The organism is Enterobacter sp. BNK-13 (genome assembly GCF_048685015.1).
Lineage (GTDB): Bacteria > Pseudomonadota > Gammaproteobacteria > Enterobacterales > Enterobacteriaceae > Enterobacter > Enterobacter quasiroggenkampii.
Genome location: NZ_JBLQTP010000001.1, coordinates 1587118 through 1612244, shown reverse-complemented (window position 1 = coordinate 1612244; position 25127 = coordinate 1587118). Strand labels below are relative to the sequence as shown.

The window sequence follows — 25127 nt, the reverse complement described above, 5'->3', positions numbered from 1 at the left end:
CGTTAAGGATTAAAGCATGTTTGATTTCTCCACCGTCGTGGATCGACACGGCACCTGGTGTACGCAGTGGGACTACGTCGCCGACCGTTTTGGCGCGGACGATCTGCTGCCCTTCACCATCTCGGATATGGATTTCGCCACCGCCCCCTGCATAATCGACGCGCTGTATCAGCGCATTCATCACGGCGTGTTTGGCTATAGCCGCTGGAAAAACGACGAGTTTCTCGCCGCCGTCGCGCACTGGTTCCAGCAGCGTTTTAACAGCCGGATTGATACTGAAAGCGTGGTTTATGGTCCGTCAGTCATCTACATGGTCTCTGAACTGATACGCCTCTGGTCAACCCCCGGCGACGGCGTGGTGGTGCACACCCCGGCTTACGATGCGTTTTATAAAGCCATAGAGGGTAACGCGCGTCGTGTTGTGGCGGTTGAGATGGAAAAGCAGGCTGCAGGCTGGCAGGGCAATATGGCGGCCCTCGAAGCGGCGCTGGCGAAACCGGAAAACAAAATTTTGTTGCTGTGCAGCCCGCAGAACCCGACCGGCAAGGTCTGGACGCGGGATGAGCTGACGCACATGGCGGAACTGTGCGCACGCTATGACGTGGCGGTTATCAGCGATGAAATCCATATGGACATGGTGTGGGGAGAACATCGTCACACGCCGTGGAACGCCGTGGCGCGGGGCAAATGGGCGCTTCTGACCTCCGGCTCGAAAAGCTTTAACATTCCGGCGCTGACCGGGGCTTACGGCCTGATCGGCGATGAAGAGAGTCGTAACGGCTATCTCAGCGCGCTAAAAGGACGGGACGGGCTCTCTTCCCCTTCCGTGCTGGCGCTGACGGCGCATATCGCCGCCTACCAGCAGGGGGAGCCGTGGCTGGATGCCCTGCGGAGTTATCTCGAAGGGAATTTGTCGTATATTGCGCAGGAAGTAAACCGCGCTTTTCCGAAACTGAACTGGCAGCCACCGGAAGCGACCTATCTGGCCTGGATCGATCTGCGCCCGCTGAACATTGACGATCGGGCGCTGCAAAAAGTGCTGATCGAGCAGCAAAAAGTCGCCATCATGCCGGGATATACCTACGGGAAAGAGGGAAATGGCTTCGTGCGCTTAAATGCGGGCTGCCCGCGCAGCAAGCTGGAGCAAGGGGTTCAACGCCTCATCGCCGGGATTAACACGCTCCTGTAATTAACTTGCGCAACGGAATATTCCCTTGCGCAAATAGCTTTTTACCCCGTTTTGTTTTTATAATATGGCGCACTTTAACCAGAAAAGAGTGCGACCATGATTGATACACGCCTGCCTTTAACTGATATTCATCGTCACCTTGACGGTAACATTCGTGCCCAAACCATCCTCGATCTTGGCCGCCAGTTCAATTTAACGCTTCCTACTCAGACCCTTGAGTCCTTGATCCCTCACGTACAGGTGACCTCTAATGAACCGGACCTGGTGAGCTTCCTGAGCAAACTCGACTGGGGCGTGAAGATGCTGGCGTCGCTGGATGCCTGCCGCCGCGTGGCGTTTGAGAACATCGAAGATGCCGCCCGCAACGGCCTGCACTACGTCGAGCTGCGCTTCTCACCGGGCTATATGGCGATGACCCACAACCTGCCCATTGCAGGCGTGGTGGAAGCCGTTATTGAAGGCGTCCGCGAAGGGTGTAAAACCTTCGACGTTCAGGCCCGCCTGATCGGCATCATGAGCCGTACGTTCGGTGAAGCCGCCTGCCTGCAGGAGCTGGAGGCGCTGCTGGCCCATCGTGATGCCATCACCGCCGTCGACCTCGCCGGTGACGAGCTGGGCTTCCCGGGTAGCCTGTTCCTCTCCCACTTCAATCGCGCGCGCGATGCCGGCTGGCACATTACCGTACATGCGGGTGAAGCGGCTGGCCCGGAAAGCATCTGGCAAGCCATCCGCGAGCTGGGCGCAGAGCGTATTGGTCACGGCGTGAAGGCGGTCGAAGATCGCGCGCTGATGGATTTCCTGGCGGAGCAGCGTATCGGTATTGAGTCGTGCCTGACGTCTAACATTCAGACCAGCACCGTAGCATCGCTGTCGCAGCACCCGCTGAAAACGTTCCTTGAACACGGCGTGCTGGCCTCTCTGAATACGGACGATCCGGCGGTTCAGGGCGTGGATATCATCCACGAGTACAACATCGCAGCTCCGCAGGCGGGGTTGAGCCGCGAGCAGATCCGTCAGGCGCAGATTAACGGGCTGGAGATCGCCTTCCTGACGCCTGCGGAGAAGCAGGCGCTGCGGGATAAGGTGGCAACAGCGTAAACCCTTTTGCCGGGTGGCGGCTACGCCTTACCCGGCCTACAACAACGTCAAAAACTTATGCCAGACAGAGCGTGGCGCGATGTTTGGCAGATTCGATGCCCAGCTCAATCAGCTCCATAATTTGTATCGCCTGACTGGCCGGAACCGGGTTCTCCCCCGTGCCGTTTAGCGCATCGCGGATAGCGGCATAATACGCCGGATAGTTACCCGGTATCGTCAGCAAGGTCTCTTCGACCAGCTCCTCGCCTTCCACCCGCGTGACGACGCCGTCGCGCATATCATAGCCCCAGTCTTCCTGCGGCAGACGCTCACCGTTTTTCAGCCTGTCTTCCTGCGGGTCGAGACCAAACTTCACGTAGCTCCCGCGCGTGCCGTGAATAATATAGCGGGCAGATTCTGCAGCCGCGACCATCGTACCGTGCAGCACAATCCGCCGCTGCGGGTAACTGAGCACCGCGTGGAAGTAATCGGTTGTCTGCGCCCCGGGTCTGAGCTGGGCCAGATCGACCGTCATGCTCACCGGAAGGCCAAAAAGATTGACGGCCTGATCCAGCAGATGCGGGGCTAAATCATACCAGATGCCGCTGCCAGGGCCGGCCTGCTCGCGCCAGCGGTTTCGTACCTGCGGACGAAAACGGTCAAAGTGGGATTCAAAAAAGAGGATCTCCCCTAACGTGCCTTCACTGAGAAGCCGTTTTACCGTCAGAAAATCGCTGTCCCAGCGGCGGTTATGAAACACCGACAGCAGCCTGCCCAGACTCTTTGCCAGGGCATCCAGCTCGCGCGCCTGTGACAGTGTCACGGTGAAGGGTTTATCGACAACCACATGTTTCCCGGCTTCCAGCGCGGCCTTTGCCAGCGGAAAGTGGGTATCGTTCGGCGTGGGGATGACGATTAAATCAATATTGGGATCGTTGAAAAGATGTTTCGGCTCTGAGACAACCGGCACGGAAGGCCAGTCGGCATGGACTTTTGTAGCGTCGCTGCTGGATACCGCCGCCAGCGCCATGCCCGGCGTCCCGGCTATCAGAGGCGCATGAAACGTTTTGCTCGCGTACCCGTAACCGATAAGCCCAACGCGGATATTATCACTCATAGTGCCATCCTCTGTTATGACGTTCTTATTTCACACTGGCTAGCCTGGCATTACCACGGATTAATAATGTGCCCTATGACGTAAAATAGCAGGTTATACGGATTGTTTTTGTTACATAGTATTAACCTACTGATTTTGTTTAAGGGAACCGTTCCCAAAGCCCTTGCCGTCAGGGAAACGTCGCTGTAACATTTGCGCCCTGTCTTTATGGATAAAGTACAATTACGTATCATGACGTCAATTATTAATCGAATCATTGAATTAGCGGGATGGATTGTCCTTGGGGTTTCGGTCATTTTGCTGGGCGTTGCCAGCCATATCGATAACTACCAGCCGCCGGAGCCTGTCACCGTCGCTCAACCTAAGTAACCGGTTACTGCAATAAAGAGTGACATAATATGTCAGTTACTTATTGCCAGCCCTGGTGAACACGGTTAACCTTCTCTTCCAGGCATCGTCTGATGCCTGAATTTCAGCAAAGAAAACTCCTAATTTCGTCGCGTTACCTGAGTGGGCTGTTTACGTCTTTATTAATCCGTTTATTATTCGAACGAATTACCTTAACTGGTATTACTCACTTTTATATGGAAACTTATTAATATGACAGTTCAGGACTATTTATTAAAATTTCGCAAGATCAATTCGCTTGAGAGCCTGGAAAAACTGTTTGACCATCTGAACTACACCCTGTCGGATAATCAGGACATCATTAATATGTATCGCGCCGCTGACCATCGCCGTGCGGAGCTGGTCTCCGGTGGTCGTTTGTTCAACGTCGGCGAAGTGCCTAAGTCCGTATGGCGTTACGTTTTATAAGAAAGTAGCCATCCGCGCGAAATGTTATATACTCTCCGCCCTGCCAACTGGCTGTACAACATTTCGCGCAGATTATGGGAGAGTTCATGACCGCAACGCCTGGAGAACGCATTGGAGGCTGGTTAATCGCCCCACTGGCATGGCTGCTGGTTGCCTTATTAAGCGCATCACTTGCGCTGCTGCTTTATACCACCGCACTGATTACCCCCCACGCCATCCAGATCCTGATGTCGCAAAGCGTGCTTAATATTGCGTTGTGGTTCGTGTCGTTCGTTTTCGCGATCGGGATGTGGTACTACACGCTGTGGCTGACCATCGCCTTCTTTAAGCGCCGTAAGAATGTGCCTAAGCACTACATTATCTGGCTGCTGGTTTCGGTCCTGCTGGCGGTGAAGGCATTTGCTTTTTCGCCCGTTTCAGACGCGCTGGCCGTTCGTCAGCTGCTTTTCCCGTTGCTGGCCGCGGCGCTGCTGGTGCCCTACTTCAAGCGTTCGACACGGGTGAAAAACACCTTCGTGAACCCGTAATAACCCTACAGATAACCTGTTGTCGCCTGCGTGTGTTTGTCCGATAATAGGCGGCTTTTTTATTTCAGGCTAAATAATGACCGATTACTTACTGCTCTTTGTCGGCACCGTGCTGGTTAACAACTTCGTTCTGGTGAAGTTCCTTGGCCTGTGTCCGTTTATGGGCGTTTCCAAAAAACTGGAAACGGCAATGGGCATGGGGCTGGCGACGACCTTCGTCATGACGCTGGCGTCCATCTGCGCGTGGTGGATTGATACCTGGATCCTCATTCCGCTGGGGTTAACCTATCTCCGTACGCTGGCCTTTATCCTGGTTATCGCGGTGGTGGTGCAATTTACCGAAATGGTGGTGCGCAAAACCAGCCCGGCGCTCTATCGCCTGCTGGGTATCTTCCTGCCGCTGATCACCACCAACTGCGCCGTTCTCGGCGTGGCGCTGCTAAACATCAACCTTGGCCATAACTTTATGCAGTCGGCGCTGTATGGTTTTTCTGCGGCCGTCGGTTTCTCGCTGGTCATGGTGCTGTTTGCCTCTATTCGCGAGCGCCTGGCCGCAGCGGATATCCCTGCGCCCTTTCGTGGTAACGCGATTGCGCTGGTGACCGCCGGTTTAATGTCTCTGGCCTTTATGGGCTTTAGTGGTCTGGTGAAGTTGTAATGAATGCTATCTGGATTGCCATCGCCTCTATCAGCGTCCTGGGGCTGGTGTTTGGCCTTATCCTGGGTTACGCCTCCCGCCGTTTCGCGGTAGAGGACGATCCCGTTGTAGAGAAAATTGATGAGCTTCTGCCACAAAGCCAGTGCGGGCAGTGTGGCTACCCGGGCTGCCGCCCCTATGCCGAAGCGGTAGGGGTTCAGGGTGAGAAAATTAACCGCTGTGCGCCCGGTGGCGAAGCGGTGATGTTGAAAATTGCGGCCCTGCTTAACGTTGATCCGCAGCCTGTTGACGGCGATGCGGATGTGCAGGAGCCAGTCCGCGCGCTGGCCGTGATCGACGAAGCGAACTGCATCGGCTGCACCAAATGTATTCAGGCCTGCCCGGTCGACGCCATTGTTGGCGCAACGCGCGCCATGCACACCGTGGTGGCGGACCTGTGCACCGGCTGTAACCTCTGCGTAGCACCCTGCCCGACGCAATGTATCGAGCTGCGCCCGGTTGAAACGACTACCGAAAGCTGGAAGTGGGATCTTCAAACCATTCCGGTTCGCAATATTCCTGTGGAACAACATGCTAAAGTTATTTTCTGCTTTCAGAAAAGAGAAGATTTGGAACTTTGACGGGGGGATTCACCCACCGGAGATGAAAACCCAGTCTAACGGCACGCCGCTGCGTCAAATTCCGCTGGCGACCCGTTTCGTTATGCCGCTCAAGCAGCACATCGGCGCGGAGGGTGAGCTGTGCGTGAAAGAAGGCGATACCGTCCTTCGCGGTCAGCCGCTGACCTTTGGTCGCGGACGTATGCTGCCGGTGCACGCCCCCACTTCCGGTAAGGTGGTCGCCATCGCACCCCATACGGTGGCCCATCCGTCAGCGCTCTCAGAGCTGAGCGTGATGATTGAAGCCGACGGCGAAGACCGCTGGATCGACCGTGACGGCTGGAGCGACTACCGCTCCCATAGCCGCGAAGCGCTCATCGAGCGCATTCATCAGTTCGGCGTTGCCGGCCTCGGCGGCGCAGGTTTCCCGACCGGCGTCAAACTGCGCGGCGGTGGCGATAATATTCAGACGCTGATTATTAACGCCGCCGAATGCGAACCATACATCACCGCCGACGATCGTCTGATGCAGGACTGCGCCGCCCAGGTGGTGGAAGGCATCCGCATCCTCGCGCACATTCTGCAGCCGCGGGAAGTGCTGATCGGTATCGAAGACAATAAACCGCAGGCTATCTCAATGCTGCGCGCCGTGCTGGCGGGCAGTCACGATATTAGCCTGCGCGTTATCCCGACCAAGTACCCCTCTGGTGGTGCTAAACAGCTGACGCAAATTCTCACCGGTAAGCAGGTTCCGCACGGCGGACGCTCTTCGGATATTGGCGTGCTGATGCAGAACGTCGGGACCGCATACGCCGTGAAACGCGCGGTAATCGACGGCGAGCCGCTGACCGAGCGCGTGGTAACGCTGACCGGGGAAGCAGTCTCTCGTCCGGGCAACGTCTGGGCGCGTCTGGGTACGCCGGTGCGTCACCTGCTGGAGCAGGCTGAGTTTTGTCCGTCAAGCGACCAGATGGTGATCATGGGCGGCCCCTTGATGGGCTTTACCCTGCCGTGGCTTGATGTGCCGGTAGTCAAAATCACCAACTGCCTGCTCGCCCCTTCCCCGACCGAGATGGGTGAAGAGCAGGAAGAAAAAGGCTGTATTCGCTGCAGCGCCTGTGCCGACGCCTGCCCGGCGGATTTGCTTCCGCAGCAGCTGTACTGGTACAGCAAAGGCCAACTGCACGACAAGGCGAAAGCCCATAACCTGGCCGACTGTATCGAATGCGGCGCCTGCGCCTGGGTCTGCCCTAGCAACATTCCTCTGGTGCAGTATTTCCGCCAGGAGAAGGCGGAAATTTATGCCATTTCCATGGAAGAAAAACGCGCAGCAGAAGCCAAAGCGCGCTTTGAAGCACGTCAGGCACGACTGGAACGCGAAAAAATTGCCCGTCAGGAGCGCCATAAGCAGGCCGCCGTTCAGCCTGGCGAGAAAGATCAGGATGCGATTAACGCCGCACTGGCGCGCGTTCGCGAGAAAAAAGCCACTGCGGCGCAGCCCGTGGTGATCCCGGCCGGCGAGAAGCCGGACAACAGCAAAGCGATTGCTGCGCGTGAAGCGCGTAAAGCTCAGGCCCGCGCCCGTCAGGCAGAAAAAGCGCAAACGACCCAGACGGATGCTGAGGTTGATCCACGCAAAGCCGCCGTTGAAGCGGCAATAGCCCGCGCCAAAGCACGCAAAGCTGGTGAGCAGAATGTGGTGGTCGAGCAGGACGCTGTCGACCCTCGCAAAGCGGCCGTTGAGGCGGCGATTGCCCGTGCCAAAGCGCGCAAGGCGGCACAGCTGACGCAAACCGCAGAACCCGAAGCGCCGGTCGACCCGCGTAAAGCCGCCGTCGAAGCGGCGATTGCCCGCGCTAAAGCGCGCAAAGCGGCACAGCAGACGCAAACCGCAGAACCCGAAGCGCCGGTTGACCCGCGTAAAGCCGCCGTCGAAGCGGCGATTGCCCGCGCTAAAGCGCGCAAAGCGGCGCAGCAGGATGAACAACCGCAGGCCGCCAACGATGACCCGCGTAAAGCCGCCGTCGCCGCCGCCATTGCGCGCGTTCAGGCAAAGAAAGCCGCACAGCAAGCAGTTAACGAGGATTAAATGGTTTTCAGAATCGCAAGCTCCCCTTACACCCACAATCAGCGCCAGACATCGCGCATTATGATGCTGGTCTGCCTGGCGGCGCTGCCGGGCATTGCCGTTCAGTGCTGGTTTTTCGGCTGGGGAACCCTGTTCCAGATAATCCTGGGCTGTGCCAGCGCCTTAGCGGCGGAAGCGCTTGTCCTTAAGCTGCGCAAGGCAGCGGTCTCCCGCATTCTTGCCGACAACTCCGCGTTGCTGACCGGCCTGCTGCTGGCTATCAGTATCCCGCCGTTTGCCCCGTGGTGGATGGTGATCCTCGGCACCGTATTTGCGGTGATCATTGCCAAACAGCTGTATGGTGGACTGGGCCATAACCCGTTTAACCCGGCGATGATTGGCTACGTGGTGCTGCTGATCTCCTTCCCGGTACAGATGACCAGTTGGCTGCCACCGCACGAGATTGCGGCCACGGTTCCGGGCTTCATGGATGCTCTGCACGTGATCTTTACCGGCCATACGGCACTCGGTGCCGATATGAACGCGCTGCGTATGGGCGTGGACGGTATCAGCCAGGCAACGCCGCTTGATACCTTTAAAACGTCCCTGCATGCCGGGCACAGCGTAGAGCAGATCATGAAATCGGCGATCTACAGCGGCGTGCTGGCGGGTGCTGGCTGGCAGTGGGTCAACCTGGCGTATCTGCTGGGTGGCCTGTTCCTGCTGCAGCAGAAAGCCATCCGCTGGCATATTCCGGTCAGCTTCCTCGTGACGCTGGCGGTCTGCGCCACGCTGGGCTGGGTATTCTCTCCTGAATCACTGGCCAGCCCGCAGATGCACCTGCTCTCCGGCGCGACCATGTTGGGTGCCTTCTTTATCCTGACGGATCCGGTAACGGCCTCAACGACTAACCGCGGACGCCTGATCTTCGGCGCGCTGGCAGGCCTGCTGGTCTGGCTCATTCGCAGCTTTGGTGGCTACCCGGACGGCGTGGCTTTTGCCGTCCTGCTCGCCAACATTACCGTTCCGCTCATCGACTATTACACGCGTCCACGCGTGTACGGTCATCGCTAAGGGTTTCGCCATGTTAAAAACGATGCAAAAACACGGCGTCACGCTGGCTGTCTTCGCCGCGGTCCTGACAGGGCTGACGGCGCTGGTTAATGCGCTGACCAAAACGACCATCGAAGAGCAGGCCTCGAAGCAGCAAAAGGCGCTGTTCGATCAGGTGATCCCGTCCGACTTCTACGATAACGACCTGCAAAAAAGCTGCTTTGTGGTAGACGCGCCGCAGCTTGGGAAAGGCCTGCACCGCCTCTTTATTGCTCGCAAAGGGGATAAACCGGTCGGCGCAGTGATGGAAGCGACGGCGCCTGACGGCTATTCCGGTGCCATTCAGCTGCTTGTGGGCAGCGATTTCTCCGGCACCATACTGGGCACCCGCGTGACGGAACACCACGAAACGCCGGGTCTTGGCGATAAAATTGAAACCCGTCTGAGCGACTGGATTTTGCACTTTGCCGGTAAAGTGATCCATGGTGAAGATGACACCGCGTTTGCGGTGAAGAAAGATGGCGGCGAGTTTGACCAGTTCACCGGTGCGACCATCACCCCACGTGCGGTGGTGAATGCCGTAAAACGAGCCGGGCTGTATGCTGAAACGCTGCCCGCGCAAATCAACAATCTTCCGGCCTGTGAGGAGTAATCATGAGCCAGGTTAAAGAGGTTATTGTCCAGGGGTTGTGGAAAAACAACTCCGCGCTGGTTCAGCTTCTGGGCATGTGCCCACTGCTGGCGGTGACATCCACCGCCACCAACGCGCTCGGTCTGGGTCTGGCAACCACGCTGGTATTGACCCTGACCAACCTCTCCATCTCTGCCCTGCGCCGCTGGACGCCGTCGGAAATTCGTATTCCGATTTACGTCATGATCATTGCGTCGGTGGTCAGTATTGTTCAGATGCTGATTAACGCCTACGCGTTCGGTCTGTACCAGTCGCTCGGGATCTTCATTCCCCTTATCGTCACCAACTGTATCGTGGTCGGGCGTGCGGAAGCCTTCGCGGTGAAAAACAGTCCGGCCATGTCGGCGCTGGATGGATTTTCCATTGGCATGGGCGCCACGTGCGCCATGTTCGTGCTGGGATCCCTGCGCGAAATCCTCGGCAACGGTACGCTGTTTGACGGCGCAGATGCGCTGCTGGGCGGCTGGGCCAAAGCGCTGCGCATTGAAGTGTTCCACACCGATACGCCATTCCTGCTGGCGATGCTGCCGCCCGGTGCGTTTATTGGCCTTGGCATGATGCTGGCGATAAAATACCTGATTGATGAGAAACGTAAGCGCCGCGCGGCTGAGCGCAGCGTTCTGGAAGGGACACCCGAGAAGGCCTCATGAATAAAGAAAAGCGCATTGCGATCCTGACCCGTCTGCGGGACGAGAACCCGCACCCGACGACGGAGCTGAATTTTACCTCCCCGTTTGAGCTGCTGATCGCGGTGTTGCTCTCTGCACAGGCGACCGACGTGAGCGTCAATAAAGCCACCGCCCTGCTCTATCCGGTCGCCAATACGCCGAAGGCCATGCTGGAGCTGGGCGTGGAAGGCGTGAAGTCGTATATCAAAACCATCGGCCTGTTTAACAGCAAAGCCGAGAACGTCATTAAGACCTGCCGGATCCTGCTGGAACAGCACGGAGGAGAAGTGCCGGAAGACCGTGCTGCGCTGGAAGCTTTACCGGGCGTAGGTCGTAAAACCGCGAACGTGGTGCTCAATACCGCGTTTGGCTGGCCCACTATCGCCGTCGATACGCATATATTTCGCGTGTCTAACCGGACCAACTTTGCGCCGGGGAAAAATGTCGAGCAGGTCGAAGAGAAGCTGCTCAAAGTGGTTCCGGCTGAATTTAAGGTTGATTGCCATCACTGGCTGATTCTGCACGGTCGTTACACGTGTATTGCCCGTAAGCCTCGCTGCGGCTCCTGCATTATTGAAGATCTCTGCGAATACAAAGAAAAAGTATATCCCTGAACCACAAAACCCCACACCAAAAGAAGGGTGATGGTGCACGCTTCTTTTGGCCGTTATTTGTTCGCCTTTCGTCTCCCCCAGGCTGTCACTTGTTCGGTGCTTTAACGCTCAAACAGGTTAATACTTTTTTCATAGCCGAAAATTTCTATACATCTGTGATCGCGATCACCCTGATAACTTCATGTTGTTTTTTTGTTGTCAAAATCGAGCTAAAGCCTTTGTCTGACAAGACACTCTTCTTTTTTTACCGACGATAAGACCAGCTATTTTTCAGAATTTGGGCTATATCACTGCCAGAGACGGCAAATAGCAGGACATATCGCCAAACACCGGTCCTGACGGGTCTCTGCCAGTCGAAAAAACTACCTTTACACATCGTATAAAATTTAACGCTGAATAACATTTGTATGAACCGACGATTATACCACCCCAGATATATGTAACAGATTATTACAAACGTATTGCCAGATGGGGCAGGATAGTGAACATTACCCGCCGTTTCTCCTCCCAATATAACTATAAGGCGTATGGACTACGGCCATCACGCTATGAACACCCCCGTTAATATGGGATGTAAAAAAAGAGGTATATGTGTCTACTGCAAACAATAAACCAACAGATGAAAGCGTGAGTCTTAACGCTTTTAAACAACCAAAAGCGTTCTATCTCATCTTCTCTATCGAGTTATGGGAGCGTTTTGGTTATTACGGCCTGCAAGGGATCATGGCAGTTTACCTGGTGAAACAGCTGGGTATGTCCGAAGCCGATTCCATCACGCTGTTCTCCTCCTTCAGTGCTCTGGTGTACGGTCTGGTCGCGATTGGCGGCTGGCTGGGCGATAAAGTCCTCGGCACTAAACGTGTCATCATGCTGGGCGCCATTGTCCTGGCAATTGGCTATGGTCTGGTTGCATGGTCAGGGCACGATGCCGCTGTCGTGTATATGGGTATGGCGACGATTGCCGTCGGTAACGGTCTGTTTAAAGCGAACCCGTCCTCCCTGCTCTCTACCTGCTACAGCAAAGACGATCCGCGTCTGGACGGTGCATTTACCATGTACTACATGTCCATCAACATCGGTTCGTTCTTCTCAATGCTGGCCACCCCATGGCTTGCAGCAAAATTCGGCTGGAGCGTGGCGTTTGCGCTGAGCTTCGTCGGTATGCTGATCACCGTGGTGAACTTCCTGTTCTGCCGCAGCTGGGTTAAAAACTACGGTTCAAAACCGGACTTCGAGCCTGTGCATATGGGCAAACTGCTGGCGACCATTGTGGGCGTTGTTGCCCTGGCGGCGATCGCCACCTGGCTGCTGCACAACCAGGGCATCGCACGTGCCGTTCTGGGCGTGGTCGCGCTGGGTATCGTGGTCATCTTTGCGAAAGAAGCATTCGCCATGCAGGGTGCAGCCCGCCGTAAGATGATCGTGGCGTTCATTCTGATGCTGGAAGCGATTATCTTCTTCGTACTGTACAGCCAGATGCCAACCTCTCTGAACTTCTTCGCCATTCGTAACGTTGAGCACTCCATCCTGGGTATTGCGTTCGAACCGGAGCAGTATCAGGCGCTGAACCCGTTCTGGATCATGATTGGTAGCCCGATTCTGGCCGCGATCTACAACAAAATGGGCGACCGTCTGCCAATGCCGCACAAGTTCGCTATCGGTATGGTGCTGTGCTCCGGCGCGTTCCTGGTGCTGCCGCTGGGTACCAAATTTGCTACCGACGCCGGTATCGTATCCGTTAACTGGCTGATCCTGAGCTACGCGCTGCAGTCTATCGGCGAACTGATGATCTCCGGTCTGGGTCTGGCGATGGTTGCACAGCTGGTGCCACAGCGTCTGATGGGCTTCATTATGGGTAGCTGGTTCCTGACTACTGCGGGTGCAGCCATTATCGCAGGCAAGATTGCGAACCTGATGGCCGTACCGGAAAACGTCACTGATCCACTGGTTTCTCTGAACGTCTACGGTACCGTGTTCATGCAGATTGGTATCGCGACTGCCGTTATTGCCGCTCTGATGCTGCTGACTGCACCGAAACTGAATCGAATGACTCAGGACGACGACAAGACCGCTAAGGCGACCAAAACCGCTACCGCGTGATATCCGTGAGAAACGACTGACCAGAAGCCGCTAATCTATTAGCGGCTTTTTTTTTATCCGTTTGCGCACTAACATAGCTGAAACCTCAGCGAAAAGGAGTTACCGATGAAACTGTTCTACAAACCGGGCGCGTGCTCTCTTGCTTCCCATATCACCCTGCGCGAGAGCGGCAAAGATTTCACGCTGGATGGCGTTGATCTGATGAAAAAACGTCTGGAAAACGGCGATGATTTTCTTGCCATTAACCCGAAAGGACAAGTTCCGGCGCTCCTGCTGGATGACGGTACTCTGCTGACCGAAGGCGTGGCGATTATGCAGTTCCTGGCCGATAGCGTGCCCGATCGCCAGCTGCTGGCCCCGGTCAGTACCATTTCTCGCTATAAAACGCTGGAGTGGCTGAACTACATTGCCACCGAGCTGCACAAAGGCTTTACCCCCCTGTTCCGCCCGGATACGCCGGAAGAGTTTAAGCCTACCCTGCGCGCCCTGCTGGAGAAAAAGCTGCAGTACGTTAACGAATCGCTGAAAGACGAGCAGTGGATTGGCGGGTCGCGCTTCACGATCGCTGATGCGTACCTGTTCACCGTGCTGCGCTGGGCGCGTGCGGTTAAGCTGAATCTGGAAGGGTTAGACCACATTGCATCGTATATGAAGCGTGTGGCAGAGCGTCCTGCGGTGGCTGCGGCGCTGAAAGCGGAAGGGCTTAGCTAATATCGCCCGGCGGCGCTTCGCTTGCACGGGCCTACGGGTGTTGTAGGCCGGGTAAGCGCAGCGCCACCCGGCATCGTTTAAAGCTGGGTTGCGCTGAAATAGTGCTCCGGCTTCGCGATTCGATCCTGTGCTGCGACCACCTGCAGCTCATATTCCTGCATCTCTTTCGTCGCCGTCATAATTTCGTACACTGCCGCAGTAACATGCTCCAGCGCATCGCGCAGCGTTGCCCCTTGCAGTAATTTCACCAGCAGCAGGCCGCTGGTCACATCCCCCACGCCCACCGGCTGGCGCAGGCCAAAATCCACCAGCGGACGGCTGATGTGCCAGGCATCCTCTTTCGTCACCAGCAGCATCTCAAAGCGATCCTGACTTAGCCCTGCGCGCGCGAGGTGTTTTACCAGCACAACCTCAGGCCCCTGCGCGATCAGCTCGCGAGACGCGCTTACGGCCTCTTCTACGCTGTTAACCGGATGCTCGCAGAGAATTTCCAGTTCAACCAGGTTTGGCGCAATGATATCGCTGGCGGGCAGCGCGTGGCGGACGTGGAACTCCGCTACACCCGGCGCCACGATGCAGCCTTTCTCCGGATGGCCCATGACGGGGTCGCAAAAATATTTTGCCGACGGGTTAGCGGCCTTCACCTGGCGTACGATGCCGAGAATATGCTCCCCCTGCTCTGCGGAACCAAGATAACCGCTCAGTACGGCGTCACAGCGCTTGAGCTGGCCGATATCGGCAATGCCCTGCACCACCTCGGTGAGGTGTGAAGGCGGCATTACGCAGCCGGTCCATTTGCCGTACTGCGTGTGGTTGGAAAACTGAACGGTATTGAGGGGCCAGACGTTGGCGCCGAGGCGGCGCATCGGGAATTCCGCTGCGCTGTTGCCAGCATGTCCAAAAACAACATGGGACTGAATGGCGAGGATGTTCTTCATTTTATGCTTACCCAACCCTTAAAAAAACAAAAGGGGCGTGGTTTCCCACGCCCCTGAAGACTGTGACTTATTTCCAGCAGACAAGGCAGTAGTTTTTCTTACCGCGACGCAGCAGGGTGTAGCGGCCATACAGACGGTCGCCGTCAACAAAGGTGTATTCCGGGTCGGCCTGCTTTTCACCGTTGATGGTGATGGCGTTGGACGCGATGGTTTTACGCGCCTGACCGCGGGAAGGCTGGAGTTCAGAATCCACCAGCGCCTGCATCAGGTCAGCCCCTTTCTCCATCTCAACCATTGGCACGCCGTCCTGCGCCAGCTGTTCGAAGTCCGCTTCGCTCAGATCGCTCAGGGTGCCGTTAAACAGGCTAGCGGTAATGCGTTTTGCCGCGGCCAGACCTTCTTCACCGTGAACCAGTTTGGTCACTTCATCCGCCAGCACGTACTGCGCGCGCGGCGCTTTACCGCTGTTCTTGTCTTCTTCTTCAAGCGCGTTGATGTCTTCAATATCCATAAAGGTGAAGAACTTCAGGAAGCGGTAAACATCGGCGTCCGCCGTGTTGATCCAGAACTGGTAGAATTTGTACGGGCTGGTTTTCTTCGGATCGAGCCATACCGCACCGCCTTCCGTCTTACCGAATTTGGTGCCGTCTGCTTTAGTGATCAGCGGAACGGTCAGACCAAACACCTGATTCTGGTGCAGGCGACGGGTCAGGTCGATACCGGAGGTGATGTTACCCCACTGGTCAGAACCGCCAATCTGCAGGGAAACACCGTGCAGTTTGTTCAGGCAGGCAAAGTCATACCCCTGCAGCAGGTTGTAGGAGAACTCGGTAAAGGAGATACCCTGGTCGTCACGGTTCAGACGCTGCTTCACGGCCTCTTTGTTAATCATCTGGTTAACAGAGAAGTGCTTGCCGATGTCACGCAGGAAGGTCAGCACGTTCATGCTCCCAAACCAGTCGTAGTTGTTCGCGGCAATCGCGGCGTTATCGCCACAGTTGAAGTCGAGGAACGGTGCAACCTGTTTGCGGATCTTATCGACCCACTCCTGCACGGTATCTTCGGTGTTCAGTTTACGCTCAGCGGCTTTGAAGCTTGGGTCACCAATCAGACCGGTCGCACCGCCCACCAGGGCAACAGGCTTATGGCCCGCCATCTGGAAGCGTTTCAGGCATAACAATGGAACAAGATGCCCCAAATGCAAGCTGTCAGCGGTGGGATCGAAGCCGCAATAGAGCGCGATCGGGCCTTGCGCCAGTCGCTCTGCTAACGCTTCCTCGTCCGTCACCTGGGCCACGAGGCCCCGCTCTTGCAATTGTTTAATCAAGTTACTGCTTGCCATCAAATTCTCCATGTATAAACGACTGCACCTTTGCCGGTACACGACTTTTCGCCTGATGCGAAAGGACCATAGAATAAAGCGCAAGCGCGGTGTGCGCTAGCGCTTAAATCAACAAATTTCGGGGATTACGGCGCCAGTCTGTCGATTTTCCAACCGCCATTCTCGCGCTGGTATAAAAAGCGGTCGTGCAGGCGATGTTCGCCCCCCTGCCAGAACTCGATTTGCTCAATCGGGATGCGGAAACCACCCCAGAAGCTCGGCAGCGGGATTTCACCCTGCTGGAACTTCTGCTTCAGCTCGAGGAATTTACTTTCCAGCACCCCGCGGGCGGAAATGCGGCTGGACTGTTTTGATACCCAGGCGCCAATCTGGCTGTCACGCGGGCGGCTGTGGAAATACTTCACCACTTCCAGCGTCGAGAGACGTTCCGCTTTGCCGGTCACCATGACCTGACGTTCCAGCATGTGCCACGGGAACAGCAGGCTGATACGCGGATTGTTTTCCAGATGGTGCGCTTTGCGGCTGCCAAGGTTGGTGTAGAACACCAGTCCTTTCTCGTCATAATGCTTTAGCAATACGATGCGCTGATACGGTTGACCGTTTTCATCCACCGTCGCGACGACCATAGCCGTGGGGTCGGCCAGTTTCGCTTCGCAGGCCTGTTTCAGCCAGCGTTCAAAAAGCACGAGGGGTTCAGCGGGAAGATCCTGGCGACGCAGGCCGCCTTTGGTGTATTCACGGCGCAGATGCGCAATTTGCTGCAGTTCGTCGTTATCTGACATGGCGTTAGCTGACATTGAGAGTGGGTGGCGCTATTGTGCGCCGCCCCTGTAAAAATCTCAACGCTTCGGATTTTCGAGCTGGCAATTGTTCAGCACAATACGGTCACGTTTGTAGACCGTGGCGCTGTCGCCTTTCGACCAGAAGACATAGATACCGTCGGTGTAACGCGCGCCCGAGGCTGAAATGCCCTGCTTCAGCGTCAGCAGTTTATTGTCATAAACAAAACTGGCTTCCTGGCGTGGATTGTTCAGCTTCACGGTCAGCGGTTTTTCGTCGCAGCGATACTCAAGCGTATCGGTCTGCATGCGCTCAAGGAGCTGGTTGTAGACGCTGCATCCTGACAGCAACAAAGGGGCGGCAATAAGAAGAAGTTTTTTCATGGGCGTATTCCGAAGACTTTCCTGGTCCTGGAGGGCATGGCTGCCCCCCTGTTTCGTTCCATTTTAACGACGACGCGCCGCGCTGAATTTCAGTTAACTCTGATTATGACGCGGATTTGCCGGGAAAATCGCCCCAAGGACGCTCGCCTCGCGCGCGCCGGTTACCGACGGTAAATTGCCCGGCAGCCCGGCAATGGTGCGCCAGGCAAGCCAGGCGAAGGCCAGCGCCTCCATATCATCTCCGCTGATGCCGGCCTCATCGGTCGTCGACACTTCGGTGCCCGGCAGCAGCCCGGCAAGACGGGCCATCACCAGCGGGTTACGGCTTCCCCCGCCGCACACCAGCAGGCGCTCACATCCGCCGCTGAGGAGCACCTGTTCAGAAATCGACACGGCCGTGAGCTCGGCAAGCGTCGCCTGAACATCCTGCGGCGCGAGCGCCGGGAATGACGCCAGCTGGCGCTCAAGCCAGCCAAAGTTGAAGTATTCACGCCCCGTGCTTTTCGGTGCCGGTAAGGCAAAATAAGGATCGCTCAGCATGGACTGCAACAGCGGGATAATCACCTTACCCTCGCTCGCCCACTCCGCGTTTTTATCGTACGGTTGACCGCACTGACGCCAGATCCAGGCATCCATTAACATATTGCCCGGGCCGGTATCGTAGCCGCGGACCGGCTGCCCGGGGGTAAGCATCGACAGATTGGCGATCCCACCAATGTTGAGCACCATACGCCGTTCTGAAGGGTGCGCCAGCAGCGCCTGATGAAACGCGGGCACCAGCGGTGCGCCCTGTCCGCCAAGGGCAATATCGCGACGACGGAAATCGCCGACCACCGTGACGCCCGTCTTCGCTACAATCTGGTTGTTATCGCCGATTTGCAGAGTATGCGGGGCCTCTCCGATGGGTTCATGCCAGACCGTTTGTCCGTGACACCCGATGGCGACCACATCATGCGGGCGAAGATGTTCTTTTTGCATCAAAGCCTGCACCGCATCTGCAAACAGCGCCCCGAGGCGGACATCCAGCTGTCCAAGCTGGGAGAGGGTCAACTGCTGCCCCTGACAGATACTGAGAATATCCTCTTTCAGTGAAATGGGGATTGGCCAGGTCAGGCTCGCCTGCTGTGCCACCATGTTTTCATCAATGGCGGCCAGAACGACATCTACCCCATCCAGACTGGTGCCTGACATCACACCAATGTAGCGACCCGATTTCATGCGCTTTCCTTACGTTGCGTGGGCTAAGGATATCCACTCAACCATAAACGGCGCCGCTTTGCCATCCGGCAATAATATTTTTTAACAATGTCATACGGGTAGCGCGGGCGGATCCTGTTTATGTCTCGTTAAGTCAAATTCAAGTACAATTTTCCTATTGTTAGTGCAAAGATATGAACTATGGCTCCTTATGCCATATAATTTAGCCATAACGGATGCCCCCAATCGGGCGTTTTTGGTGAACAGGAGATTCAAATGATTTTACGTGTACTGGGCGTTTCGCTGATTGGTTTAACTCTGGCTGGCTGTGTGAATGACAGTTCACTTTCTGGCGACGTTTACAGCGCTTCTGAAGCGAAACAGGTTCAGAACGTGACTTACGGTACCGTTGTTAACGCACGCCCTGTACAGATTCAGGGTGGTGATGAAAACAACGTGATGGGCGCAATCGGCGGTGCCGTTCTGGGTGGTTTCCTGGGTAATACCGTCGGCGGTGGTACGGGACGCTCTCTGGCGACAGCCGCAGGTGCCGTTGCGGGTGGCGTAGCCGGCCAGGGCGTTCAGGGTGCGATGAACAAAACTCAGGGCGTAGAACTGGAAATTCGTAAAGACGACGGCAGCACGATCATGGTTGTTCAGAAACAGGGCAGCACCCGCTTCTCTGCAGGCCAGCGCGTTGTACTGGCGAGCAACGGAAGCCAGGTGACCGTTTCTCCACGTTAATTAAAAGTGGATGTGGTCTTCGGGCCACATCCATTTACAATATATATCACTTTCACAAATATAATTACAAAATACATTCACACCATCCATTATTAATCACCCCTTATATTGTTTCTGCGCAAAGTATTTATTGCACTAATTGATTAGACTCTTCGCAATCACTTTCTCTTTATTCATTATAATTTGTAAAAATTCTATGCTTGCGAATCGTCGTGCTCTAACGAGCCGTTATATCGCGTTCTGTCTCGGTTGCCTTGTTGTTATCGGGATATTGCACGCGCTGTTTTTAAAACTCGTTGAATGGGTTCCGTCCTTTTCACCGCTTTTATTCCCTACGCTCACCATTTTTCTTCTGGTGTTTCACCTGTTTATTGCCTGTTTTATGGCGATGAAATACGGGTGTGACAAAAGACGACTGTATCTGGTCGCAATCGCCTTTGCCTTTGCCGGGTCCGCATTGCTGATGGTCGGAACGCTGACCAGCTTCCCCGCCTGGCTGGATCTCTATCAGTTCAACGTCGTGAACTACAACGATGCGATGATCTACTATATGTTCCGCCACTTTTTAATGGCGGTGCTGTTCATCGTGGCGGCAATACTCTATCCCATGCGCAAATACCCTCTTTCACGGCTGGCGCATATCTCAATTGTGAGCGGGGCGTCTCTTTTTACCGCCTGTGCAGTGGGACTGGCCTGGATATATTCCAGCCACTCGCCCTTGTTATCGATTGACCTGGTTGATAATGAAACCCGGCAGTTTATGGTCCTCTGGAGCCATTGCATTAATATCTCTTTAATTGTTTTCTGGGTGATAACATTAGTAGCGCTGATGTTTGTCACGCGCGTGCGCAATTTATTCTGGGTAGGTGGAAATTTTCTGTGTGTTTGCTATATCGTCACGCTTTCAATGCTGTTAGCGGGTGGACATGCCGAAGATATCTCCTGGTATCGCGCCCGGTTATTTGAAACTGTCGCCACGCTGCTGATTATTTTTGTTCTGCTTTACGATGTCTTCAGACTGTATCGCGACTCGCACGTAAAATATCAGCAGTCCTATCAGAACTCGATTCGCGATCCGCTCACGCGCCTTTATAACCGCAGCTATTTTTATGAATCGTTAAACCAGGCGCTGGATATCGCCAGACCCAACCGCCCCGTTTCCGTCATTGTCAGCGATCTCGATCGCTTCAAGCGCATTAACGACACCTACGGGCATCTCCAGGGCGATAAAGTCCTGCAGTTTGTCGCCAACCTGCTGATGGATTCCGTGCGCCCGCAGGACATCGCGGCCCGTATCGGCGGCGAGGAGTTTGTGCTGATGCTGGCCAACACGTCGTCAGACTCCGCGTACCAGGTGGCCGAACGCATACGTCTGAAGCTAAGCAGCTTTGATAAAACCAGCAGCGGCGGTCAGTTGCCGGAGCCCATCACCATCAGTATGGGGGTGTTTACGGCAACGTCATCAACGATAACCGCAGAAGCGTGCGTGGAAAGTGCCGACAAGGCGATGTATGAAGCGAAGGAGACGGGTCGTAATCGTGTGGTCGTCTTTAAGTAAAAAAAGGCCTTGCTGGTGCAAGGCCTTCGTGTTTATCAGTCGCGAGACTGCAGCTCATGGATATTTTGCTCAAGGCGAGCAATGAGGCTGATGAGCATTTCCAGCTCCGCCGGTGAAACGCCTGAGAGGATTTCACCGCGCGTTTTGGTGATGACGGCTTCCATTTCGGTGATGATAGGCGCCGCTTTCTCAGTGAGTTTAATCCGCTTAGCACGACGATCGCTGGCGCAGGTTTGTCGGGAGATCAACCCCTTCTCTTCCAGCTGATCAAGCGTGCGCACCAGCGACGGTTGCTCAATGCCTATCGCTTTTGCCAGCTGAATTTGCGACTGATCGGGCGGAAGCTGATGAATGTTGTGCAGCGTGACCCAATGCGTCTGTGTTAATTCCAGAGGTTTCAGGCGATGGTCAATCAGAGCACGCCAGACGCGTACCAACCTTGCCAGATCAGAACCTAATGGCGATTCCAATTTCATCTCCTTATAATTAGCTTGCTAAGTTATTATACTGATTTTAGAATAGTGTGCAGCATTTGTATTGCCAAAACAAATGCAATACTGCATTCATCGAACTTAAAAGTATGACTTACACTGAATTGTGATGCTTCATCATACTAAGACAAGCCAACGCGGCATTCTGTTCACTGCAAAGGATTTCTGCCCGTGACGTTTTTTCATCGCTCAGAGGGGTTACCCCTTCAGGATCTGATCTTCGGTGCGTCAGTCTACTTTCCTCCCCTGTTTAAAGCCGTGCTGGTGGGCTTTATTCTCTGGCTCATCGCGCATCGTCTGCTTCGCGACTGGATGTACTCCGGCGAAATCTGGCATCCCATGCTGATGGATCTTTCCCTGTTTGCCCTCTCCGTATGTCTGGGCCTTGCTGTCTTGATGGTGTGGTGACTATGCCTCTGAAAACGCTGAAGTACTTTTCCACCCTCTTTGTTCTCGCCCTCGCGCTGGTTGCAGGCTGGTGGATGTGGAATTTTTATATGCAGTCCCCCTGGACCCGTGACGGCAAAATTCGCGCTGAACAGGTCAGCATCACCCCGCAGGTGTCGGGAAGCATCACGACGCTGCTCGTTAAGGATAACCAGTACGTTAAAAAGGGTGAGGTACTCTTCCGGATCGACGATACCCCGTACCACATCGCGATTCTGAACGCCGAGGCGCAGCTGGCGAAAGCCCAGTCAGACTTAGCGAAAGCGAATAACGAGGCCAACCGCCGCCGGCATCTATCGCAAAATTACATCTCAGCGGAAGATTTAGACACTGCCAACATCAACGTGAAGGCCATGCAGGCGAACGTCAACGTGGCCGAAGCCACGCTGAAGCAGGCCCAGTGGGAGCTGACCCAAACGGTGATTACCGCGCCGGTTGACGGGTGGGTCACCAACCTTTCCGCTCGCGTGGGGAATTATGCCACCACGGGACAACCCGTTTTTGCCCTCGTCGACAGCCACTCCTTCTACGTGGTGGGCTATTTTGAAGAGACCAAGCTTCGCCATATTCGCGAGGGATCGCCCGCCGCCATTACGCTTTACAGTGGCTCGCAGAAGTTACAGGGTCACGTATCCAGCATTGGCCGCGCCATTTACGATCAAAGCGTCGAAACGGATTCTGGCCTGGTGCCGGACATCAAGCCGAACGTGCCCTGGGTGCGTCTCGCTCAGCGCGTGCCGGTTCGCGTGGAGTTTGACCATTTACCGCAGGACATCATGCTGGTCTCCGGCACCACCTGTACTGTCTCCATCGGAAACCGGTGATGAAGCTGCCGGCACTCTCCTGGCAAAACACGCCGTGGATCAAAGCGACGCGCCCTCAGTGGCGCTACGCGCTGCGTAACGGCATTGCCATGTGTCTGGCGCTGACCGTCGCCTATTACCTGAACCTGGATGAACCCTACTGGGCGATGACCTCTGCCGCGGTGGTGAGTTTTCCTACGGTCGGCGGGGTGATCAGTAAGAGCCTTGGGCGCATCGCCGGCAGCCTGTTGGGGGCCACGGCGGCGTTAATTATTGCCGGCCATACGCTGAACGATCCGTGGATGTTCCTGCTGAGCATGGCGGCGTGGCTGGGGTGCTGTACCTGGGCCTGCGCCCATTTTACCAATAACGTCGCCTACGCTTTCCAGCTGGCGGGCTATACCGCCGCCATTATCGCCTTCCCGGTGGTGAACGTGCTCGACACCACCGAACTGTGGGATATCGCGCAGGCGCGCGTCTGTGAAGTCATTGTCGGGATCCTCAGCGGTGGCTTCATGATGATGATCCTCCCCAGCACCTCCGACGGCACCGCGCTTATCACCGCCCTCAAGACCATGCATACCCGGCTGCTTGAGCACGCGAGCCTGCTGTGGCAACCGGATACCAGCGATGAGATCCGCCTCGCGCATGAAAAGGTGATCGGACAGATCCTGACGATGAATCTGTTGCGTATTCAGGCGTTCTGGAGCCACTATCGCTTTCGGCGTCAGAACACCCTGCTTAATTATTTATTGCACCAGCAGCTGCGTATGACCAGCGCCATCTCCAGCCTGCGCAGAATGCTGCTCAACTGGCCGACGCCGCCGGAAAACACCCGTGCCGTCATCGAAACGCTGCTCGCGGCTCTTGCGCGCCCGGATGCGGACATCTACACCGTTGCGAAGATCATCGCCCCGCTCGCCCCGGTTGATGAGTACGACTATCGCCATCGCGCCTTCTGGCAGCGTCTGAATTACTTTTGCCGACTCTACCTGCGCAGCAGCCGCTGGATTAACGCGGTTGAGAATGCCACGCCGGTCACGGAGTTCAACGTGCCCGGGAGTCCGGCTCTCGCCCGCCATACCGACTACCTGGAAGCGCTGTGGAGCGGTTTTCGCACCTTCTGCGCGCTGATGCTGGTGGGGGCGTGGAGCATCACCACGCAGTGGGAGTCCGGTACGGCGGCCCTGACGCTTGCTGCCATCAGCTGCGTGCTTTACTCCGTCGCGGCCTCGCCGTTCAACTCGCTGACGCTCCTGCTACGCACCCTGGTGCTGCTGTCTTTGTTCAGTTTTGTGGTGAAGTTTGGCCTGATGGTGCAGATAAGCGATCTGTGGCAGTTCCTGCTGTTTCTGTTTCCGCTGTTGACCACCATGCAGCTACTCAAGCTGCAAATGCCAAAACAGGCGGGCCTGTGGGGGCAACTGATTGTCTTTATGGGCTCGTTTATCTCCGTGACCAATCCGCCGGTTTATGATTACGCCGATTTTCTTAATGACAATCTGGCGAAAATCCTTGGCGTGGGGCTGGCGTGGCTGGCTTTCGCGGTGTTGCGCCCCGGCTCCGATGCCCGCAAAAGCCGCAGGCATATCCGGGAGTTACGCCGGGGATTTGTGGACCAGCTCAGCCGTAAACCGCATCTTCGTGAAAACGAGTATGAATCGCTGGTTTATCATCACGTGAGCCAGCTCAATAACAGCCAGGACGCGCTTTCCCGGCGCTGGCTGCTGCGCTGGGGCGTGGTGCTGTTGAACTGTTCGCATGTGGTCTGGCAGCTTCGCGGGTGGGAAACACGTTCCGACCCGCTGTCGCAGGTTCGCGATGTGTGCATCTCTCTGCTTCGCGATGTGATGAGCGAACGCGGTGTCCAGCAGCGACCGCTGGCAACCACGCTGAATGAACTGCAGCGGATCTGCGATACGCTTGCACGACATCATCTCCCCGCCGCCCGTGATTTGGCCTCGATAATCTGGCGGCTGCACTGCTCGCTGTCACAGCTGGAGCAAGCACCACCGCCTGGTACCATTGGGGATCAGATCACGCCGCAGGCATAACGCGCCCCGCCGCCGCCAAGCGGTTTAGGCTGATCGGACATATTGTCGCCGCCGACATGAATCATTAGCGCTTTACCTTTTACCTCATCCAGCTTTTTCAGACGCGGCGCGACAACGGGATCGGTGGCTTTACCGTCGTTATTGACCACCAGCACGGGCAGATCGCCCAGGTGTCCCATTCCATCCGGGCCCTCATGCTTGCCGGTATGCTGGGGATCCAGATGCCCCCCTGCCGCTTCCGCCGCTGACGCTTTACCCTCTTTTAATGCGGGCTGACAGCTTCCTTTGGCGTGAACATGGAAACCATGCTCACCGGGAGGGAGTGCTTTGAGGTTGGGAGCGAACTCCAGCCCTTTGTCGGTTTCCGTGATTTTCACCGTACCGATGGACTGACCCACACCCTGAGAGGTGACGAGATTCATTTCCACTTCGTCGCTGGCTGCCTGCGCCCCTGCGCAAACAACCAGCGCGACCATTGCCAGAGCAAAACGCTTCATATGAC

The 25127-nt window shown here is 55.9% G+C and carries 27 protein-coding genes; 19 read left to right on the top strand and 8 right to left on the bottom strand.

The window, feature by feature from the left end:
* The first annotated feature begins 16 nt into the window (after window positions 1-16).
* Both ACMGGQ_RS07755 and add read left to right on the top strand, forming a co-directional pair.
* Window positions 17-1189 carry a MalY/PatB family protein gene (locus ACMGGQ_RS07755; protein WP_196346198.1) on the top strand — a complete coding sequence of 391 codons (1173 nt, stop codon included), beginning with the start codon at window positions 17-19 and terminating at the stop codon, window positions 1187-1189.
* 96 nt (window positions 1190-1285) lie between these two features.
* Window positions 1286-2287, top strand: coding sequence for an adenosine deaminase (gene add / locus ACMGGQ_RS07750; protein WP_420289801.1), 1002 nt, complete (start codon window positions 1286-1288; stop codon window positions 2285-2287).
* A gap of 55 nt (window positions 2288-2342) precedes the next feature.
* On the opposite strand, the gene ACMGGQ_RS07745 is transcribed toward add, so the two are convergent.
* On the bottom strand, window positions 2343-3383 hold the full coding sequence (locus ACMGGQ_RS07745; protein WP_045910337.1) for an oxidoreductase: 1041 nt from the start codon (window positions 3381-3383) through the stop codon (window positions 2343-2345).
* Window positions 3384-3626: 243 nt separating this feature from the next.
* Between ACMGGQ_RS07745 and blr the strand changes: the two genes are divergently transcribed.
* From blr to gstA, 12 genes are all read left to right on the top strand, one after another.
* Complete coding sequence (blr, locus tag ACMGGQ_RS07740) at window positions 3627-3752, top strand: division septum protein Blr (RefSeq protein ID WP_168112406.1); 126 nt, start codon at window positions 3627-3629, stop codon at window positions 3750-3752.
* Between the two features lie 231 nt (window positions 3753-3983).
* Window positions 3984-4199, top strand: a complete 216-nt coding sequence (ydgT, locus tag ACMGGQ_RS07735; RefSeq protein ID WP_013096896.1) for a transcription modulator YdgT — start codon at window positions 3984-3986, stop codon at window positions 4197-4199.
* Window positions 4200-4285: 86 nt separating this feature from the next.
* Window positions 4286-4726 (top strand): DUF2569 domain-containing protein, encoded by a 441-nt coding sequence (locus tag ACMGGQ_RS07730; protein ID WP_420289800.1) that lies wholly within the window; start codon window positions 4286-4288, stop codon window positions 4724-4726.
* A 76-nt stretch (window positions 4727-4802) separates the two neighbouring features.
* On the top strand, window positions 4803-5384 hold the full coding sequence (gene rsxA, locus ACMGGQ_RS07725; RefSeq protein WP_008500564.1) for an electron transport complex subunit RsxA: 582 nt from the start codon (window positions 4803-4805) through the stop codon (window positions 5382-5384).
* Window positions 5384-6004, top strand: coding sequence for an electron transport complex subunit RsxB (gene rsxB / locus ACMGGQ_RS07720; RefSeq protein WP_420289799.1), 621 nt, complete (start codon window positions 5384-5386; stop codon window positions 6002-6004). The genes rsxA and rsxB overlap by 1 nt, the downstream gene beginning before the upstream one ends.
* A complete protein-coding gene (rsxC, locus tag ACMGGQ_RS07715) occupies window positions 5955-8072 on the top strand; it encodes an electron transport complex subunit RsxC (protein ID WP_420289798.1) in 2118 nt (705 codons plus the stop codon). Before rsxB ends, rsxC begins: the two co-directional genes overlap by 50 nt.
* Window positions 8073-9125 carry an electron transport complex subunit RsxD gene (rsxD, locus tag ACMGGQ_RS07710; protein ID WP_024909350.1) on the top strand — a complete coding sequence of 351 codons (1053 nt, stop codon included), beginning with the start codon at window positions 8073-8075 and terminating at the stop codon, window positions 9123-9125.
* Window positions 9126-9135: 10 nt separating this feature from the next.
* Window positions 9136-9756, top strand: coding sequence for an electron transport complex subunit RsxG (gene rsxG / locus ACMGGQ_RS07705; RefSeq protein ID WP_420289797.1), 621 nt, complete (start codon window positions 9136-9138; stop codon window positions 9754-9756).
* Window positions 9757-9758: 2 nt separating this feature from the next.
* A complete protein-coding gene (locus ACMGGQ_RS07700; protein WP_008500569.1) occupies window positions 9759-10445 on the top strand; it encodes an electron transport complex subunit E in 687 nt (228 codons plus the stop codon).
* A complete protein-coding gene (nth, locus tag ACMGGQ_RS07695; RefSeq protein WP_008500570.1) occupies window positions 10442-11077 on the top strand; it encodes an endonuclease III in 636 nt (211 codons plus the stop codon). Before ACMGGQ_RS07700 ends, nth begins: the two co-directional genes overlap by 4 nt.
* Window positions 11078-11668: 591 nt before the next feature.
* Window positions 11669-13177 carry a dipeptide/tripeptide permease DtpA gene (dtpA, locus tag ACMGGQ_RS07690; protein ID WP_045910333.1) on the top strand — a complete coding sequence of 503 codons (1509 nt, stop codon included), beginning with the start codon at window positions 11669-11671 and terminating at the stop codon, window positions 13175-13177.
* A 105-nt stretch (window positions 13178-13282) separates the two neighbouring features.
* Window positions 13283-13888 (top strand): glutathione transferase GstA, encoded by a 606-nt coding sequence (gene gstA, locus ACMGGQ_RS07685; protein WP_025758353.1) that lies wholly within the window; start codon window positions 13283-13285, stop codon window positions 13886-13888.
* A 77-nt stretch (window positions 13889-13965) separates the two neighbouring features.
* Here gstA and pdxY read toward each other — a convergent pair whose 3' ends face one another.
* The 5 genes from pdxY to anmK form a co-directional block, all read right to left on the bottom strand.
* A complete protein-coding gene (gene pdxY, locus ACMGGQ_RS07680; RefSeq protein WP_063621462.1) occupies window positions 13966-14826 on the bottom strand; it encodes a pyridoxal kinase PdxY in 861 nt (286 codons plus the stop codon).
* A 67-nt stretch (window positions 14827-14893) separates the two neighbouring features.
* Window positions 14894-16168, bottom strand: a complete 1275-nt coding sequence (gene tyrS / locus ACMGGQ_RS07675; protein ID WP_008500574.1) for a tyrosine--tRNA ligase — start codon at window positions 16166-16168, stop codon at window positions 14894-14896.
* A 125-nt stretch (window positions 16169-16293) separates the two neighbouring features.
* Complete coding sequence (gene pdxH / locus ACMGGQ_RS07670) at window positions 16294-16950, bottom strand: pyridoxamine 5'-phosphate oxidase (protein WP_008500575.1); 657 nt, start codon at window positions 16948-16950, stop codon at window positions 16294-16296.
* A 57-nt stretch (window positions 16951-17007) separates the two neighbouring features.
* Window positions 17008-17331, bottom strand: coding sequence for a C-type lysozyme inhibitor (gene mliC / locus ACMGGQ_RS07665; protein WP_025758348.1), 324 nt, complete (start codon window positions 17329-17331; stop codon window positions 17008-17010).
* A 93-nt stretch (window positions 17332-17424) separates the two neighbouring features.
* The gene (anmK, locus tag ACMGGQ_RS07660; RefSeq protein WP_420289796.1) at window positions 17425-18549 is read right to left on the bottom strand and encodes an anhydro-N-acetylmuramic acid kinase; all 1125 of its coding nucleotides are present in this window, start codon (window positions 18547-18549) and stop codon (window positions 17425-17427) included.
* A gap of 255 nt (window positions 18550-18804) precedes the next feature.
* Between anmK and slyB the strand changes: the two genes are divergently transcribed.
* Together slyB and ACMGGQ_RS07650 are read left to right on the top strand one after the other, a co-directional pair.
* Window positions 18805-19272, top strand: a complete 468-nt coding sequence (slyB, locus tag ACMGGQ_RS07655; protein WP_008500578.1) for an outer membrane lipoprotein SlyB — start codon at window positions 18805-18807, stop codon at window positions 19270-19272.
* Between the two features lie 196 nt (window positions 19273-19468).
* Window positions 19469-20830 (top strand): GGDEF domain-containing protein, encoded by a 1362-nt coding sequence (locus tag ACMGGQ_RS07650; RefSeq protein WP_063621460.1) that lies wholly within the window; start codon window positions 19469-19471, stop codon window positions 20828-20830.
* A 35-nt stretch (window positions 20831-20865) separates the two neighbouring features.
* Here ACMGGQ_RS07650 and slyA read toward each other — a convergent pair whose 3' ends face one another.
* Entirely contained in the window at window positions 20866-21306 is a 441-nt protein-coding gene (gene slyA / locus ACMGGQ_RS07645; RefSeq protein WP_021241135.1) for a transcriptional regulator SlyA, read from the bottom strand.
* A 186-nt stretch (window positions 21307-21492) separates the two neighbouring features.
* Here slyA and ACMGGQ_RS07640 point away from each other — a divergent pair, with 186 nt between their 5' ends.
* From ACMGGQ_RS07640 to ACMGGQ_RS07630, 3 genes are read left to right on the top strand one after another with little or no spacing between them, the layout of a single operon-like run.
* Complete coding sequence (locus tag ACMGGQ_RS07640) at window positions 21493-21729, top strand: DUF1656 domain-containing protein (protein WP_024909360.1); 237 nt, start codon at window positions 21493-21495, stop codon at window positions 21727-21729.
* A 2-nt stretch (window positions 21730-21731) separates the two neighbouring features.
* Window positions 21732-22592, top strand: a complete 861-nt coding sequence (locus tag ACMGGQ_RS07635; protein WP_420289795.1) for an efflux RND transporter periplasmic adaptor subunit — start codon at window positions 21732-21734, stop codon at window positions 22590-22592.
* A complete protein-coding gene (locus ACMGGQ_RS07630) occupies window positions 22592-24625 on the top strand; it encodes an FUSC family protein (RefSeq protein WP_048222777.1) in 2034 nt (677 codons plus the stop codon). The genes ACMGGQ_RS07635 and ACMGGQ_RS07630 overlap by 1 nt, the downstream gene beginning before the upstream one ends.
* Here the strand turns inward: ACMGGQ_RS07630 and sodC are convergent.
* On the bottom strand, window positions 24604-25122 hold the full coding sequence (sodC, locus tag ACMGGQ_RS07625) for a superoxide dismutase [Cu-Zn] SodC (RefSeq protein WP_048030739.1): 519 nt from the start codon (window positions 25120-25122) through the stop codon (window positions 24604-24606). The genes ACMGGQ_RS07630 and sodC overlap by 22 nt on opposite strands.
* Between the last annotated feature and the right edge of the window lie 5 nt (window positions 25123-25127).

Excerpts from the sequence above, each read along its gene's own strand:
- ACMGGQ_RS07755 (WP_196346198.1), top strand. The coding sequence starts at position 17 with ATGTTTGATTTCTCCACCGTCGTGGATCGACACGGCACCTGGTGTACG.
- add (WP_420289801.1), top strand. The coding sequence starts at position 1,286 with ATGATTGATACACGCCTGCCTTTAACTGATATTCATCGTCACCTTGAC.
- ACMGGQ_RS07745 (WP_045910337.1), bottom strand. The coding sequence starts at position 3,383 with ATGAGTGATAATATCCGCGTTGGGCTTATCGGTTACGGGTACGCGAGC.
- ydgT (WP_013096896.1), top strand. The coding sequence starts at position 3,984 with ATGACAGTTCAGGACTATTTATTAAAATTTCGCAAGATCAATTCGCTT.
- ACMGGQ_RS07730 (WP_420289800.1), top strand. The coding sequence starts at position 4,286 with ATGACCGCAACGCCTGGAGAACGCATTGGAGGCTGGTTAATCGCCCCA.
- rsxA (WP_008500564.1), top strand. The coding sequence starts at position 4,803 with ATGACCGATTACTTACTGCTCTTTGTCGGCACCGTGCTGGTTAACAAC.
- rsxB (WP_420289799.1), top strand. The coding sequence starts at position 5,384 with ATGAATGCTATCTGGATTGCCATCGCCTCTATCAGCGTCCTGGGGCTG.
- rsxC (WP_420289798.1), top strand. The coding sequence starts at position 5,955 with ATGCTAAAGTTATTTTCTGCTTTCAGAAAAGAGAAGATTTGGAACTTT.
- rsxD (WP_024909350.1), top strand. The coding sequence starts at position 8,073 with ATGGTTTTCAGAATCGCAAGCTCCCCTTACACCCACAATCAGCGCCAG.
- rsxG (WP_420289797.1), top strand. The coding sequence starts at position 9,136 with ATGTTAAAAACGATGCAAAAACACGGCGTCACGCTGGCTGTCTTCGCC.
- ACMGGQ_RS07700 (WP_008500569.1), top strand. The coding sequence starts at position 9,759 with ATGAGCCAGGTTAAAGAGGTTATTGTCCAGGGGTTGTGGAAAAACAAC.
- nth (WP_008500570.1), top strand. The coding sequence starts at position 10,442 with ATGAATAAAGAAAAGCGCATTGCGATCCTGACCCGTCTGCGGGACGAG.
- gstA (WP_025758353.1), top strand. The coding sequence starts at position 13,283 with ATGAAACTGTTCTACAAACCGGGCGCGTGCTCTCTTGCTTCCCATATC.
- pdxY (WP_063621462.1), bottom strand. The coding sequence starts at position 14,826 with ATGAAGAACATCCTCGCCATTCAGTCCCATGTTGTTTTTGGACATGCT.
- tyrS (WP_008500574.1), bottom strand. The coding sequence starts at position 16,168 with ATGGCAAGCAGTAACTTGATTAAACAATTGCAAGAGCGGGGCCTCGTG.
- pdxH (WP_008500575.1), bottom strand. The coding sequence starts at position 16,950 with ATGTCAGATAACGACGAACTGCAGCAAATTGCGCATCTGCGCCGTGAA.
- mliC (WP_025758348.1), bottom strand. The coding sequence starts at position 17,331 with ATGAAAAAACTTCTTCTTATTGCCGCCCCTTTGTTGCTGTCAGGATGC.
- anmK (WP_420289796.1), bottom strand. The coding sequence starts at position 18,549 with ATGAAATCGGGTCGCTACATTGGTGTGATGTCAGGCACCAGTCTGGAT.
- slyB (WP_008500578.1), top strand. The coding sequence starts at position 18,805 with ATGATTTTACGTGTACTGGGCGTTTCGCTGATTGGTTTAACTCTGGCT.
- ACMGGQ_RS07650 (WP_063621460.1), top strand. The coding sequence starts at position 19,469 with ATGCTTGCGAATCGTCGTGCTCTAACGAGCCGTTATATCGCGTTCTGT.
- slyA (WP_021241135.1), bottom strand. The coding sequence starts at position 21,306 with ATGAAATTGGAATCGCCATTAGGTTCTGATCTGGCAAGGTTGGTACGC.
- ACMGGQ_RS07635 (WP_420289795.1), top strand. The coding sequence starts at position 21,732 with ATGCCTCTGAAAACGCTGAAGTACTTTTCCACCCTCTTTGTTCTCGCC.
- ACMGGQ_RS07630 (WP_048222777.1), top strand. The coding sequence starts at position 22,592 with ATGAAGCTGCCGGCACTCTCCTGGCAAAACACGCCGTGGATCAAAGCG.
- sodC (WP_048030739.1), bottom strand. The coding sequence starts at position 25,122 with ATGAAGCGTTTTGCTCTGGCAATGGTCGCGCTGGTTGTTTGCGCAGGG.